This is a genomic window from Enterobacter sp. Taxon_8 (assembly GCF_058354585.1).
In genome coordinates this window covers 3,218,833-3,234,024 of record NZ_CM177989.1, presented here as the reverse complement: position 1 = coordinate 3,234,024, position 15,192 = coordinate 3,218,833, and the positions used below count along the sequence as shown (strand labels likewise).

Annotated in this window: 14 protein-coding genes; all 14 read left to right on the top strand. The window is 54.3% G+C overall.

What is annotated here, in order from left to right:
* Positions 1-451: 451 nt before the first annotated feature.
* The 14 genes from sdhC to tolQ all read left to right on the top strand — a co-directional run bounded on the left by sdhC (position 452) and on the right by tolQ (position 15,192).
* A complete protein-coding gene (gene sdhC, locus AC4IBF_RS15425) occupies positions 452-856 on the top strand; it encodes a succinate dehydrogenase cytochrome b556 subunit (protein WP_020684965.1) in 405 nt (134 codons plus the stop codon).
* Positions 850-1,197, top strand: coding sequence for a succinate dehydrogenase membrane anchor subunit (sdhD, locus tag AC4IBF_RS15420; protein ID WP_008501088.1), 348 nt, complete (start codon positions 850-852; stop codon positions 1,195-1,197). The genes sdhC and sdhD overlap by 7 nt, the downstream gene beginning before the upstream one ends.
* Entirely contained in the window at positions 1,197-2,963 is a 1,767-nt protein-coding gene (gene sdhA / locus AC4IBF_RS15415; protein ID WP_024908800.1) for a succinate dehydrogenase flavoprotein subunit, read from the top strand. Before sdhD ends, sdhA begins: the two co-directional genes overlap by 1 nt.
* Positions 2,964-2,978: 15 nt before the next feature.
* A complete protein-coding gene (gene sdhB / locus AC4IBF_RS15410) occupies positions 2,979-3,695 on the top strand; it encodes a succinate dehydrogenase iron-sulfur subunit SdhB (RefSeq protein WP_008501090.1) in 717 nt (238 codons plus the stop codon).
* Positions 3,696-3,914: 219 nt separating this feature from the next.
* The gene (gene sucA / locus AC4IBF_RS15405) at positions 3,915-6,722 is read left to right on the top strand and encodes a 2-oxoglutarate dehydrogenase E1 component (protein WP_133294003.1); all 2,808 of its coding nucleotides are present in this window, start codon (positions 3,915-3,917) and stop codon (positions 6,720-6,722) included.
* 14 nt (positions 6,723-6,736) lie between these two features.
* The gene (odhB, locus tag AC4IBF_RS15400; RefSeq protein WP_008501093.1) at positions 6,737-7,957 is read left to right on the top strand and encodes a 2-oxoglutarate dehydrogenase complex dihydrolipoyllysine-residue succinyltransferase; all 1,221 of its coding nucleotides are present in this window, start codon (positions 6,737-6,739) and stop codon (positions 7,955-7,957) included.
* An 83-nt stretch (positions 7,958-8,040) separates the two neighbouring features.
* On the top strand, positions 8,041-9,207 hold the full coding sequence (gene sucC, locus AC4IBF_RS15395; RefSeq protein ID WP_006809579.1) for an ADP-forming succinate--CoA ligase subunit beta: 1,167 nt from the start codon (positions 8,041-8,043) through the stop codon (positions 9,205-9,207).
* Positions 9,207-10,076 (top strand): succinate--CoA ligase subunit alpha, encoded by an 870-nt coding sequence (sucD, locus tag AC4IBF_RS15390; protein ID WP_008501094.1) that lies wholly within the window; start codon positions 9,207-9,209, stop codon positions 10,074-10,076. Before sucC ends, sucD begins: the two co-directional genes overlap by 1 nt.
* Before the next feature lie 732 nt (positions 10,077-10,808).
* Positions 10,809-12,377, top strand: a complete 1,569-nt coding sequence (cydA, locus tag AC4IBF_RS15385) for a cytochrome ubiquinol oxidase subunit I (RefSeq protein ID WP_032638923.1) — start codon at positions 10,809-10,811, stop codon at positions 12,375-12,377.
* 15 nt (positions 12,378-12,392) lie between these two features.
* The gene (cydB, locus tag AC4IBF_RS15380; RefSeq protein ID WP_048226125.1) at positions 12,393-13,532 is read left to right on the top strand and encodes a cytochrome d ubiquinol oxidase subunit II; all 1,140 of its coding nucleotides are present in this window, start codon (positions 12,393-12,395) and stop codon (positions 13,530-13,532) included.
* A gap of 14 nt (positions 13,533-13,546) precedes the next feature.
* A complete protein-coding gene (cydX, locus tag AC4IBF_RS15375; protein WP_003858598.1) occupies positions 13,547-13,660 on the top strand; it encodes a cytochrome bd-I oxidase subunit CydX in 114 nt (37 codons plus the stop codon).
* A complete protein-coding gene (ybgE, locus tag AC4IBF_RS15370) occupies positions 13,660-13,950 on the top strand; it encodes a cyd operon protein YbgE (RefSeq protein WP_008501100.1) in 291 nt (96 codons plus the stop codon). Before cydX ends, ybgE begins: the two co-directional genes overlap by 1 nt.
* 148 nt (positions 13,951-14,098) lie before the next feature.
* Entirely contained in the window at positions 14,099-14,503 is a 405-nt protein-coding gene (ybgC, locus tag AC4IBF_RS15365) for a tol-pal system-associated acyl-CoA thioesterase (RefSeq protein ID WP_003858593.1), read from the top strand.
* Positions 14,500-15,192 carry a Tol-Pal system protein TolQ gene (gene tolQ, locus AC4IBF_RS15360; RefSeq protein WP_008501101.1) on the top strand — a complete coding sequence of 231 codons (693 nt, stop codon included), beginning with the start codon at positions 14,500-14,502 and terminating at the stop codon, positions 15,190-15,192. The genes ybgC and tolQ overlap by 4 nt, the downstream gene beginning before the upstream one ends.

Genomic DNA, 15,192 nt, shown 5'->3' with positions numbered 1-15,192 from the left:
TTGCAGTCCGAATTATTCAAACCTGTATATCACTAATAACTGTCCTGATAACTTCGGTCAATACCATCACACTGTTACATAACTATTTGTCAGGTGAAAGAGAGACCTCATAACTTTTGCGCATTATATGCCTTTTCTGATGACGTTTGTAACAATATTGTTTAACATTTGTCAAATCAGATGATTAAAAATTAAAAAGATGTTGTTATCGTGACCCTGATCACTGTTCCAGAGAAAACCCGACAAACTGTATGTAGGTTAATTGTAATGATTTTGTGAACGGCCTATACTGCCGCCAGGTCTCCGGAACACCCTGCAATCCCGAGCCACCCAGCGTTGTAACGTGTCGTTTAAGCATCTGGAAGCAGTGTTTTGCATGACGCGCAGTTATAGAAAAGGAACGCTGCTTGACCCGCATCGCAGTCCGGAGGAAGGAAACAATAAGAACAGCATGTGGGCGTTATTCATGATAAGAAATGTGAAAAAACAAAGACCTGTCAATCTGGATCTCAAAACGATCCGGTTCCCCGTAACAGCAATAGCGTCCATTCTGCACCGTGTTTCTGGTGTGATTACGTTTGTGGCGGTCGGTATTCTGCTGTGGTTACTGGGCACCAGCCTCTCTTCCCCTGAAGGATTCCTCCAGGCCTCTGCCATCATGAACAGCTTCTTCGTGAAATTCATCATGTGGGGCATTCTGACCGCGCTGGCGTACCACGTCGTCGTGGGTGTTCGCCATATGCTGATGGACTTTGGCTACCTGGAAGAGACTTTCGAAGCCGGGAAACGCTCCGCTAACATTTCATTTGTGATTACTGTCGTGCTTTCACTTCTCGCAGGAGTTCTCGTATGGTAAGCAACGCCTCCGCATTAGGACGCAACGGCGTACATGACTTCATTCTGGTCCGTGCTACCGCCATCGTTCTCACTCTTTACATCATCTATATGATCGGTTTCTTCGCGACCAGCGGCACGCTGACGTGGGAAATCTGGAGTGGGTTCTTCGGATCCGCCTTCACCAAAGTGTTCACCCTGCTGGCCCTGTTCTCTATCCTTATTCATGCATGGATTGGCATGTGGCAGGTGTTGACCGATTACGTTAAACCGCTGGCGATTCGCCTCCCACTGCAGCTGGCCATTGTGGTTGCACTGGTGGTTTACGTTATTTATGGATTCGTTGTGGTGTGGGGTGTGTAATGAAACTGCCAGTCAGAGAATTTGATGCTGTTGTAATTGGTGCCGGTGGCGCAGGTATGCGTGCCGCACTGCAAATTTCCCAGAGCGGCCAAACCTGTGCGCTGCTCTCTAAAGTTTTCCCGACCCGTTCCCATACTGTGTCCGCGCAGGGCGGTATTACCGTTGCGCTGGGTAACTCCCATGAAGATAACTGGGAATGGCACATGTATGACACGGTAAAAGGTTCCGATTACATCGGCGACCAGGATGCCATCGAATATATGTGTAAAACCGGTCCGGAAGCGATTCTGGAGCTGGACCACATGGGTCTGCCGTTCTCCCGTCTGGAAAATGGCACTATCTATCAGCGTCCATTTGGCGGCCAGTCGAAAAACTTCGGCGGCGAGCAAGCGGCACGCACCGCGGCGGCGGCTGACCGTACCGGTCACGCGCTGCTGCACACCCTGTATCAGCAGAACCTGAAAAATCACACCACCATCTTCTCCGAGTGGTATGCGCTGGATCTGGTGAAAAACGCCGATGGCGCGATTGTTGGCTGTACCGCGCTGTGCATCGAAACCGGTGAAGTGGTTTACTTCAAAGCGCGCGCTACCGTGCTGGCGACCGGCGGTGCAGGCCGTATCTATCAGTCCACCACCAACGCCCACATCAACACCGGTGACGGTGTCGGTATGGCTATCCGAGCGGGCGTGCCGGTGCAGGATATGGAGATGTGGCAGTTCCACCCAACCGGTATCGCCGGTGCAGGCGTTCTGGTAACAGAAGGCTGCCGCGGTGAAGGTGGCTACCTGCTGAACAAACACGGCGAACGCTTCATGGAGCGTTATGCCCCGAATGCGAAAGACCTTGCGGGTCGTGACGTGGTGGCGCGTTCCATCATGATCGAAATCCGTGAAGGCCGCGGCTGCGACGGCCCATGGGGTCCGCACGCGAAGCTGAAACTCGACCATCTGGGTAAAGAAGTTCTGGAGTCCCGTCTGCCGGGCATCCTGGAACTTTCCCGCACCTTCGCGCACGTCGATCCGGTGAAAGAGCCGATTCCGGTTATCCCAACCTGCCACTACATGATGGGTGGTATTCCGACCAAAGTGACCGGTCAGGCGCTGACCGTGAACGAGCAGGGCGAAGACGTGGTCATTCCTGGCCTGTTCGCGGTGGGCGAAATTGCCTGCGTATCCGTACACGGCGCTAACCGTCTGGGCGGCAACTCCCTGCTGGATCTGGTGGTGTTTGGTCGCGCAGTGGGTCTGCATCTGCAGGAATCCATTGCCGAGCAGGGCGCGCTGCGTGACGCAACCGACGACGAAATTGATGCCTCTCTTGAGCGCCTCAACCGCTGGAACGGCAACCGTAACGGCGAAGATCCGGTGGAAATCCGCAAAGCGCTGCAGGAATGCATGCAGCACAACTTCTCGGTATTCCGTGAAGGCGACGCGATGGCCAAAGGTCTTGAGCAGCTGAAAGCGATCCGCGAGCGTCTGAAAAATGCCCGTCTGGACGACACCTCCAGCGAGTTCAACACCCAGCGCGTTGAGTGCCTGGAGCTGGATAACCTGATGGAAACCGCGTTCGCGACCGCGATGTCGGCAAACTTCCGTACCGAAAGCCGTGGCGCCCATAGCCGCTTTGACTTCCCGGAGCGTGATGACGAAAACTGGCTGTGTCATTCCCTGTATCTGCCAGAGTCGGAAACCATGACGCGTCGTAGCGTCAACATGGAACCGAAACTGCGTCCGGCGTTCCCGCCGAAGATTCGTACTTACTAATGCGGAGACAGGATAATGAAACTCGAATTCTCAGTTTATCGTTATAACCCGGATGTTGATGACGCTCCGCGCATGCAGGACTACACCCTGGAAGCGGAAGAAGGTCGCGACATGATGCTGCTGGATGCCTTAATCCAGCTGAAAGAAAAAGATCCAACGCTGTCGTTCCGCCGCTCCTGCCGTGAAGGGGTTTGTGGCTCTGACGGTGTGAACATGAACGGCAAAAATGGCCTGGCCTGCATCACGCCAATATCGGCGTTGCAGCGTCCTGGTCAGAAAATTGTTATCCGTCCTCTGCCAGGCCTGCCGGTCGTGCGTGATTTGGTGGTAGACATGGGGCAATTCTATGCACAATATGAGAAGATTAAGCCTTACTTATTGAATAATGGGCAAAATCCACCGGCTCGTGAGCACTTACAGTCTCCTGAGCAGCGTGAAAAACTCGATGGTCTGTACGAGTGTATTCTCTGCGCATGTTGTTCAACGTCCTGCCCGTCGTTCTGGTGGAACCCGGACAAGTTTATCGGTCCGGCCGGTCTGCTGGCTGCCTATCGCTTCCTGATCGACAGCCGCGACACCGAAACCGACAGCCGTCTGGAAGGACTGAGCGACGCTTTCAGCGTATTCCGCTGCCATAGCATCATGAACTGCGTCAGTGTGTGTCCGAAGGGTCTGAACCCGACGCGCGCCATCGGCCATATTAAGTCGATGCTGCTGCAGCGCAGTGCGTAAGTAGTGAGAGGGGAGCGCTGTTCCCCTCGCCTTACCCCTCTCCCACAGGGAGAGGGCATAGATTGCAGAAACCTTTAAAAACTGCCCTGAAGTCTAGACAGTTTCTAAAGGTTCCTTCGCGGGCCACAAAGAGCTCGCAGGTGAACCCCGGCACGTACACGTGGTGTGCGTGGTAGTTTCTACGGCGAAAGTAAGCATAAAAATGCTTAAGGGATCACGATGCAGAACGGCGCAATGAAAGCCTGGCTGGACTCTTCTTACCTCTCTGGTGCCAACCAGAGCTGGATAGAACAGCTCTATGAAGACTTCTTAACCGATCCTGACTCAGTGGACGCAAACTGGCGTTCCATGTTCCAGCAGTTGCCTGGTACAGGGGTCAAACCGGATCAATTCCATTCCAAAACACGTGATTATTTCCGTCGTCTGGCGAAGGATGCCTCACGTTACTCTTCTGCGATTTCCGACCCTGACACCAATGCGAAGCAGGTTAAAGTCCTGCAGCTTATCAACGCTTATCGCTTCCGTGGTCACCAGCATGCGAATCTCGATCCGCTGGGACTGTGGAAACAAGACCGTGTGGCCGATCTCGATCCGGCGTATCACGATCTGACCGAGGCCGATTTCCAGGAAAGCTTTAACGTAGGTTCCTTTGCCATCGGCAAAGACACGATGAAGCTGGGCGATCTGATTGACGCGCTCAAGCAAACCTACTGCGGCTCCATCGGCGCGGAATACATGCACATTACCTCTACCGAAGAGAAGCGCTGGATCCAGCAGCGCATCGAATCCGTAGCGGGCCACGCGACCTTCTCGGCTGACGAGAAAAAACGCTTCCTCAGCGAACTGACCGCAGCGGAAGGCCTTGAGCGCTATCTGGGCGCGAAGTTCCCGGGCGCAAAACGCTTCTCGCTGGAAGGCGGTGACGCCCTGGTGCCGATGCTGAAAGAGCTGATTCGTCATGCAGGCAAGAGCGGCACCCGTGAAGTGGTGCTGGGCATGGCGCACCGTGGTCGTCTGAACGTGCTGGTCAACGTGCTGGGTAAAAAACCGCAGGACCTGTTCGACGAATTCGCGGGCAAACATAAAGAACACCTCGGCACCGGCGACGTGAAGTACCACATGGGCTTCTCGTCGGATATCGAAACCGAAGGCGGTCTGGTTCACCTGGCGCTGGCGTTTAACCCGTCACACCTGGAAATCGTCAGCCCGGTGGTTATCGGTTCCGTGCGCGCGCGTCTGGATCGTCTGGACGAGCCAAGCAGCAATAAAGTTCTGCCAATTACCATCCACGGTGATGCGGCGGTAACAGGGCAGGGCGTGGTGCAGGAAACCCTGAACATGTCCAAAGCGCGTGGTTATGAAGTGGGCGGTACCGTTCGCATCGTGATCAACAACCAGGTGGGCTTCACCACCTCTAACCCGCTGGACGCGCGTTCTACCCCGTACTGCACCGACATCGGTAAGATGGTGCAGGCGCCGATCTTCCACGTTAACGCGGATGACCCGGAAGCCGTGGCTTTCGTGACCCGTCTGGCTCTGGACTTCCGTAATACCTTCAAACGCGATGTGTTCATTGACCTCTTCTGCTACCGCCGTCACGGCCACAACGAAGCGGATGAGCCAAGTGCAACCCAGCCGCTGATGTATCAGAAAATCAAAAAACACCCGACTCCGCGCAAAATCTATGCTGACAAGCTGGAAGGCGACAAAGTGGCGACGCTGGAAGATGCGACCGAAATGGTCAACCTCTACCGCGACGCGCTGGATGCGGGCGAATGCGTAGTGAAAGAGCTGCGTCCGATGAACATGCACTCCTTTACCTGGTCGCCGTACCTCAACCACGAGTGGGATGAGAGCTACCCGAATAAGGTTGAGATGAAGCGCCTGCAGGAGCTGGCTAAACGCATCAGCACCGTGCCGGACGCTATCGAGATGCAGTCTCGCGTGGCGAAAATTTATGCTGACCGTCAGGCCATGGCGGCAGGCGAGAAGCTGTTCGACTGGGGCGGCGCGGAAACGCTGGCCTACGCAACGCTGGTTGACGAAGGCATTCCTGTTCGTCTGTCCGGCGAAGATGCGGGCCGTGGGACCTTCTTCCACCGTCACGCGGTTGTTCACAACCAGTCCAACGGTTCAACCTACACCCCGCTGCAGCACGTGCACAACGGTCAAGGCCAGTTCAAGGTCTGGGACTCCGTGCTGTCTGAAGAAGCGGTACTGGCCTTCGAATACGGTTATGCCACCGCTGAACCACGCACCCTGACCATCTGGGAAGCGCAGTTCGGTGACTTCGCCAACGGTGCGCAGGTGGTTATCGACCAGTTCATCTCCTCCGGCGAGCAGAAGTGGGGCCGTATGTGTGGTCTGGTAATGCTGCTGCCGCACGGTTATGAAGGTCAGGGGCCGGAGCACTCCTCCGCGCGTCTGGAACGTTATCTGCAGCTCTGCGCCGAGCAGAACATGCAGGTCTGCGTGCCGTCCACCCCGGCGCAGGTCTACCACATGCTGCGTCGTCAGGCGCTGCGCGGTATGCGTCGTCCGCTGGTGGTGATGTCGCCGAAGTCCCTGCTGCGTCACCCGCTGGCTGTGTCGAGCCTGGATGAACTGGCAAATGGCACCTTCCTGCCGGCCATCGGTGAAATTGACGAGCTGGATCCGCAGGCCGTGAAGCGTGTGGTGATGTGTTCTGGTAAGGTTTATTACGACCTGCTGGAACAGCGCCGTAAGAACGATCAGAAAGATGTCGCCATCGTGCGTATCGAACAGCTTTATCCGTTCCCGCACCAGGCGGTGCAGGAAGCGCTGAAACCGTACGCTCACGTTCATGATTTTGTCTGGTGCCAGGAAGAGCCGCTTAACCAGGGCGCATGGTACTGCAGCCAGCATCATTTCCGTGAAGTGATTCCATTTGGGTCAGCCCTGCGTTATGCAGGTCGCCCGGCCTCCGCCTCTCCGGCGGTAGGGTATATGTCCGTTCACCAGAAGCAGCAACAAGATCTGGTCAATGACGCGCTGAACGTCGATTAATTAAAGGATACATAATGAGTAGCGTAGATATTCTTGTTCCCGACCTGCCTGAATCCGTAGCAGATGCGACCGTCGCTACCTGGCACAAAAAACCAGGCGATGCCGTTAAGCGCGATGAAGTGCTGGTAGAAATCGAAACTGACAAAGTGGTACTGGAAGTACCGGCTTCGGCGGATGGCGTTCTGGACGCGGTGCTGGAAGATGAAGGTACTACCGTCACCTCTCGTCAGATCCTGGGTCGCCTGCGTGAAGGCAACAGCGCGGGCAAAGAGTCCAGCGCAAAATCTGAAGAGAAAGCCTCTACGCCAGCGCAGCGCCAGCAGGCTTCTCTGGAAGAGCAGTCTAACGACGCTCTCAGCCCGGCGATCCGTCGCTTGCTGGCGGAACACAGCCTCGACCCGGCAGCCATTAAAGGCACCGGTGTGGGCGGCCGTCTGACCCGTGAAGACATCGACAAGCATCTGGCGAAAGCGCCTGCTCAGGCCGAAGCGAAAGCCCCTGCGGCGGCGCCAGCAGCGCAGCCTGCACTGGGTGCCCGCAGCGAAAAACGCGTGCCGATGACTCGCCTGCGTAAACGCGTAGCCGAGCGTCTGCTGGAAGCGAAAAACTCTACCGCGATGCTGACCACCTTCAACGAAGTGAACATGAAGCCAATCATGGACCTGCGCAAGCAGTACGGTGATGCGTTTGAAAAACGTCACGGTATCCGTCTGGGCTTTATGTCCTTCTACGTGAAGGCGGTAGTTGAAGCGCTGAAACGCTATCCGGAAGTGAACGCGTCCATCGATGGCGATGACGTGGTTTACCACAACTACTTCGACGTCAGCATGGCGGTTTCTACTCCACGCGGCCTGGTAACGCCGGTTCTGCGTGATGTGGATACCCTGGGTATGGCTGACATCGAGAAGAACATTAAAGAGCTGGCCGTGAAAGGCCGCGACGGCAAGCTGACCGTAGATGACCTGACCGGCGGTAACTTCACCATTACCAACGGCGGCGTATTCGGCTCGCTGATGTCTACCCCGATCATTAACCCGCCGCAGAGCGCGATCCTGGGTATGCATGCCATCAAAGATCGCCCTATGGCGGTAGACGGTAAAGTTGAGATCCTGCCAATGATGTACCTGGCGCTCTCTTACGATCACCGCCTGATCGACGGCCGCGAGTCCGTGGGCTTCCTGGTTGCGATTAAAGAGCTGCTGGAAGATCCAACCCGTCTGCTGCTGGACGTCTAGTTTTGCAGTCTTGCCCGGCGGCGTATGGCTGCCGGGCCAATAAAAGCACGACCTAACGATTACCTGAAGGATGGATAGAACACATGAACTTACATGAATATCAGGCCAAACAGCTGTTTGCCCGGTATGGCTTACCGGCTCCGGTGGGTTATGCCTGTACTACCCCGCGTGAAGCAGAAGAAGCCGCATCTAAAATCGGTTCCGGCCCTTGGGTAGTTAAGTGTCAGGTTCACGCTGGTGGCCGTGGTAAAGCGGGCGGTGTGAAGGTTGTTAAGAGCAAAGAAGAGATTCGTGCGTTTGCTGAACATTGGCTCGGCAAGCGTCTGGTAACGTACCAGACAGATGCGAACGGCCAGCCGGTTAACCAGATCCTGGTGGAAGCGGCGACCGATATCGCGAAAGAACTTTATCTGGGCGCGGTTGTTGACCGTAGCTCCCGTCGCGTGGTGTTCATGGCGTCTACCGAAGGCGGCGTGGAAATCGAAAAAGTGGCGGAAGAAACCCCGCACCTGATCCACAAAGTGGCTATCGATCCGCTGGCAGGCCCAATGCCTTACCAGGGTCGCGAGCTGGCGTTCAAGCTGGGCCTGGAAGGTAAACTGGTTCAGCAGTTCACCAAGATCTTCATGGGTCTGGCAACTATCTTCCTGGAGCGCGATCTGGCGCTGATCGAGATCAACCCACTGGTGATCACCACCCAGGGCGATCTGATCTGCCTCGACGGCAAGCTGGGCGCTGACGGCAACGCGCTGTTCCGCCAGCCGGATCTGCGCGAAATGCGCGACCAGTCTCAGGAAGATCCGCGTGAAGCACAGGCTGCGCAGTGGGAACTGAACTACGTGGCGCTGGACGGCAACATCGGCTGCATGGTTAACGGTGCGGGCCTGGCAATGGGCACCATGGACATCGTTAAGCTGCACGGCGGTGAGCCAGCAAACTTCCTCGACGTAGGCGGTGGCGCAACCAAAGAGCGCGTAACCGAAGCGTTCAAAATCATTCTCTCTGACGACAACGTGAAGGCCGTTCTGGTTAACATCTTCGGCGGCATCGTACGTTGCGACCTGATCGCCGACGGTATCATCGGTGCGGTAGAAGAAGTGGGTGTTAACGTTCCGGTGGTTGTGCGTCTGGAAGGTAACAACGCTGAACTCGGCGCGAAAAAACTGGCTGACAGCGGCCTGAATATTATTGCAGCGAAAAGTCTGACGGATGCAGCTCAGCAGGTTGTTGCCGCAGTGGAGGGGAAATAATGTCAGTTTTAATTAATAAAGATACCAAGGTTATCTGCCAGGGCTTCACCGGTAGCCAGGGGACTTTCCACTCCGAACAGGCAATTGCCTACGGTACGCAGATGGTTGGCGGTGTTACGCCAGGTAAAGGCGGCACCACCCACCTGGGCCTGCCGGTGTTTAACACCGTGCGTGAAGCCGTAGAAGCGACGGGCGCCACCGCGACCGTGATCTACGTTCCGGCACCGTTCTGCAAAGACTCTATTCTGGAAGCGATCGACGCAGGCATCAAACTGATCATCACCATCACCGAAGGCATCCCGACGCTGGATATGCTGACCGTGAAGGTGAAGCTGGATGAAGCTGGCGTGCGTATGATTGGCCCGAACTGCCCAGGCGTTATCACCCCGGGCGAATGCAAAATCGGCATCATGCCGGGCCACATTCACAAACCGGGTAAAGTGGGCATCGTGTCCCGTTCCGGTACCCTGACCTATGAAGCGGTTAAGCAGACCACCGACTACGGTTTCGGCCAGTCCACCTGCGTGGGCATCGGCGGTGACCCGATTCCGGGCTCTAACTTCATCGACATCCTGAAGCTGTTCCAGGAAGATCCACAGACCGAAGCGATCGTGATGATCGGTGAGATCGGTGGTAGCGCGGAAGAAGAAGCGGCTGCTTACATCAAAGAACACGTGACCAAGCCAGTTGTGGGCTACATCGCGGGTGTGACTGCGCCGAAAGGCAAGCGTATGGGTCACGCAGGCGCGATCATCGCCGGTGGTAAGGGTACGGCTGATGAGAAATTCGCAGCGCTGGAAGCCGCAGGCGTGAAAACCGTTCGCAGCCTGGCGGATATCGGCGAAGCACTGAAATCCATCATTAAGTAAGTCCTCTCTGCTCCCCGAAAGGGGGGCGTTGCAGTATAAAAATGTCCGTTTCGACATGGTTGGCCGCTGTAAAGCGGCCTTTTTTATTGCCTGCCGGGCGTCATGCAATAGTCACAATTGGGTGTTAATTAGAGAGGATGTAAAAGTAAAATAATTGTTATTTATTTGCCTTTAAGAGAGCAGATGGAAAAAAATAAAAAACGCACTAAAATTTATGTCCTGAATAATTCAGTCATTAAGCGTAACTGAGTTAATAAAAATCACTTCTGTTTATATTCATCCGTCGATTCGATAACCTTAATTGTATTTCATATACATATCTTTAACATGGTTTTTACCATGTTCACCACATCAAAACACAATTAACATTAAGAATTGTTTTTGATTTAAATCAATGTTTAATCCTTGGAAAAAGGCGCTGAAAAGCGCTAAATTGTTCCCGATCAAAATGGCCGAAAAGTGGTAATTTTGCTATAAATTGATCGCCGTCGAAAAACGTAAATGTGATTCAATAAAAACCTGTTTATTGTAAGGGTTTTGCAGCGTATTATATTTGCGGGATCAATTTGAGTTTTTTATTAACGTATTTGTAACCTCACGTCATCGTTTTTATCCTCCCTCAGGGTAATAACGACGACAAGGATGCGAATAATTTGTATTGGGGCATGCGTGTGGATCTCTTTCTGACGGGGTCCACTCTCGGAGTCTTCATGCGATGAGCAAGGAGTCATGATGTTAGATATAGTCGAACTGTCGCGCTTACAGTTTGCCTTGACCGCGATGTACCACTTCCTGTTTGTGCCACTGACGCTCGGTATGGCGTTCCTGCTGGCCATTATGGAAACGGTATACGTTCTCTCCGGCAAACAGATTTATAAAGATATGACCAAGTTCTGGGGCAAGTTGTTTGGTATCAACTTCGCACTGGGCGTGGCAACCGGTTTGACCATGGAGTTCCAGTTCGGGACTAACTGGTCTTACTATTCCCACTATGTAGGGGATATCTTCGGTGCGCCGCTGGCCATTGAAGGTCTGATGGCATTCTTCCTCGAATCCACCTTTGTAGGTCTGTTCTTCTTCGGTTGGGACCGTCTGGGTAAAGTCCAGCATATGGCGGTGACCTGGCTTGTGGCATTAGGTTCGAACCTGTCCGCGCTGTGGATCCTGGTTGCGAACGGCTGGATGCAGAACCCTATCGCGTCTGATTTCAACTTCGAAACCATGCGTATGGAGATGGTCAGCTTTGCCGAGCTGGTCCTGAACCCGGTTGCTCAGGTTAAATTCGTTCACACCGTCGCTTCTGGCTACGTGTGCGGCGCGATGTTTGTGCTGGGCATCAGTTCTTACTATATGCTGCGTGGTCGTGACTTCGCGTTTGCTAAGCGCTCCTTTGCTATCGCTGCAAGCTTCGGTATGGCTGCCATCCTCTCTGTTATCGTTCTGGGTGATGAATCCGGTTACGAAATGGGTGACGTGCAAAAAACCAAACTGGCCGCCATCGAAGCCGAATGGGAAACCCAGCCGGCGCCTGCTGCCTTTACGCTGTTCGGTATTCCCGATCAGGACGCGCAGGAAAACCGCTTTGCCATTCAGATTCCTTACGCGCTGGGTATCATTGCCACTCGTTCTGTTGATAAGCAGGTGACGGGTCTGAAAGAGCTGATGGTTCAGCACGAAGAGCGTATTCGTAACGGTATGAAAGCCTACTCGCTGCTGGAACAGCTGCGTGCTGGCTCTACAGACCAGACCGTCCGCGACCAGTTTAACGACGTGAAGAAAGATCTGGGTTATGGCCTGTTGCTGAAGCGTTATACCCCGAACGTTTCTGATGCGACGGAAGCGCAGATCCAGATGGCAACCAAAGACTCGATTCCACGCGTTGCGCCTCTGTACTTCGCATTCCGTATCATGGTGGGCTGCGGCATCATCATGCTGCTGATCATTGCGGCGTCCTTCTGGTCTGTGATTCGCAACCGCATCGGCGAGAAAAAATGGCTGCTGCGCACCGCGCTTTACGGTATTCCACTGCCGTGGATCGCAATTGAGTCCGGCTGGTTTGTTGCGGAGTATGGCCGTCAGCCATGGGCGATCGGTGAGGTCCTGCCAACGGCGGTGGCGAACTCGTCCCTGACCGCAGGCGACCTGATCTTCTCCATGCTGCTGATTTGTGGTCTGTACACCCTGTTCCTGGTGGCTGAACTGTTCCTGATGTTCAAGTTCGCGCGCCTTGGCCCAAGCAGCCTGAAAACCGGTCGCTATCACTACGAGCAGTCCACTGCGACTACTCAGCCGGCACGCTAAGACAGGAGTCATCAAATGATCGATTATGAAGTATTGCGTTTTATCTGGTGGCTGCTGGTCGGCGTTCTGCTGATCGGTTTCGCCGTCACGGATGGTTTCGACATGGGGGTGGGGATGCTCACCCGTTTCCTCGGTCGTAATGACACCGAGCGTCGAATCATGATCAACTCCATCGCCCCGCACTGGGACGGTAACCAGGTGTGGCTGATCACCGCAGGCGGCGCGCTGTTCGCTGCCTGGCCGATGGTCTACGCGGCTGCGTTCTCCGGTTTCTATGTGGCGATGATTCTGGTGCTGGCCTCTTTATTCTTCCGTCCGGTCGGTTTCGACTACCGTTCGAAGATTGAAGATACCCGCTGGCGCAACATGTGGGACTGGGGCATCTTCATCGGTAGCTTCGTTCCACCGCTGGTGATCGGCGTGGCGTTTGGTAACCTGCTGCAGGGCGTACCGTTCCACCTGGACGAATACATGCGTCTTTACTACACCGGTAACTTCTTCCAGCTGCTGAATCCGTTTGGTCTGCTGGCCGGCGTAGTGAGCGTGGCGATGATCATCACTCAGGGCGCAACCTATCTGCAGATGCGTACCGTGGGCGAGTTGCACCTGCGTTCTCGCGCGACGGCTCAGGTTGCTGCGCTGGTAACGCTGGTTTGCTTCGCGCTGGCCGGCGTGTGGGTGGTGTACGGCATTGATGGCTACGTGGTGACCTCTGCAATCAACCACACTGCACCGTCTAACCCGCTGACCAAAGAAGTGGCTCGTCAGGCTGGCGCATGGCTGGTGAACTTCAACAATACCCCTGTGCTGTGGGCGATCCCGGCTCTGGGCGTGCTGTTGCCGCTGCTGACCGTGTTGACGTCTCGTCTGGAGAAAGGCGCTCTGGCGTTCGTGTTCTCATCACTGACCCTGGCGTGCATCATCCTGACGGCGGGTATTGCGATGTTCCCGTTCGTCATGCCATCCAGCACCATGCTGAATGCTAGCCTGACCATGTGGGATGCTACGTCCAGCCACATGACGCTGAACCTGATGACGTATGTTGCTTGCGTGTTCGTTCCGATCGTTCTGGCCTACACCATCTGGTGCTACTGGAAAATGTTCGGTCGCATCACGAAAGAACATATCGAAAGCAACACCCACTCTATGTATTAAGTAAGGAGCTGAATATGTGGTATTTCGCATGGATTTTAGGGACGCTTCTTGCCTGTGCATTTGGTGTCATCACTGCCCTGGCGCTTGAGCACGTTGAAGCGACCAAAGCGGGTGAAGAAAAACACTGATGAATATTATCGCGAAACTTTACGCGGTAATGGATAAGCGCCCGTTACGGGCGCTTTCTTTAGTGATGGCATTACTGCTGGCAGGCTGTATCTTCTGGGACCCTTCGCGCTTTGCAGCGAAAACCAGCGAGCTTGAAATCTGGCACGGCTTCCTTATTATGTGGGCGGTGTGCGCAGGTGTGATCCACGGCGTGGGCTTTCGTCCGAAAGCCGTTCACTGGCAGGGAATTTTCTGCCCGCTGATTGCCGATCTGGTGCTTCTCGCCGGTTTGATTTTCTTCTTCTTCTGAATAAGAAATGTCCGTTAACGTTATGGGCTTACCCGAGCCCATAAAAATTTACTCTCCGTTTACTTTCCCCCATTCCCAACCCTCTTTCCCGCGCGTATAGTAGCGAAGTTTAAAAGCTCTAACTTTTGTTGCATTACCGGGATGTAAAGTGAATACAACGCTGTTTCGATGGCCGGTTCGTGTCTATTACGAAGATACCGATGCCGGTGGTGTGGTTTACCACGCCAGCTACGTTGCTTTTTATGAACGGGCACGCACAGAGATGCTGCGCCATCATCACTTTAGTCAACAGGTTCTGTTGGCTGAGCGAGTTGCCTTCGTGGTACGCAAGATGACGCTTGAGTATTTTGCGCCTGCCAGACTCGACGATATGCTCGAAGTCCAAACTGAAATTACATCAATGCGTGGGACCTCACTGGTTTTCACGCAGCGGATAGTCAACGCAGAGAATACCGTACTGAACTCAGCTGAAGTACTGATTGTTTGTGTTGATCCAACCATAATGAAGCCTCGTGCGCTTCCTAAGTCTATTGTCGCGGAGTTTAAGCAGTGACTGACATGAATATCCTTGATTTGTTCCTGAAGGCAAGCCTTCTGGTTAAACTTATCATGTTGATTTTGATTGGTTTTTCAATCGCATCCTGGGCCATCATCATCCAGAGAACGCGTATCCTCAATGCCGCCGGCCGTGAAGCTGAAGCGTTTGAAGATAAGTTCTGGTCGGGTATTGAGCTTTCTCGTCTGTACCAGGAGAGCCAGGGACGCCGTGAAAACCTGACCGGCTCCGAGCAAATTTTCTACAGCGGTTTCAAAGAGTTTGCTCGTCTGCATCGTGCAAACAATCATGCGCCGGAAGCGGTGGTGGAAGGTGCCTCGCGTGCGATGCGTATCTCTATGAACCGTGAACTGGAAAACCTTGAAACGCACATTCCTTTCCTCGGCACTGTCGGTTCCATCAGCCCGTATATCGGTCTGTTTGGTACCGTGTGGGGGATCATGCACGCCTTTATCGCGCTGGGCGCGGTGAAGCAGGCGACGTTGCAGATGGTTGCACCGGGTATCGCTGAAGCACTGATTGCGACCGCTATCGGTCTGTTTGCGGCAATTCCTGCGGTTATGGCTTACAACCGTCTGAACCAGCGCGTGAACAAACTGGAACTGAACTACGACAACTTTATGGAAGAGTTCACTGCGATTCTGCACCGTCAGGCGTTTACCAGCACCGAGAGCAACAAGGGGTAA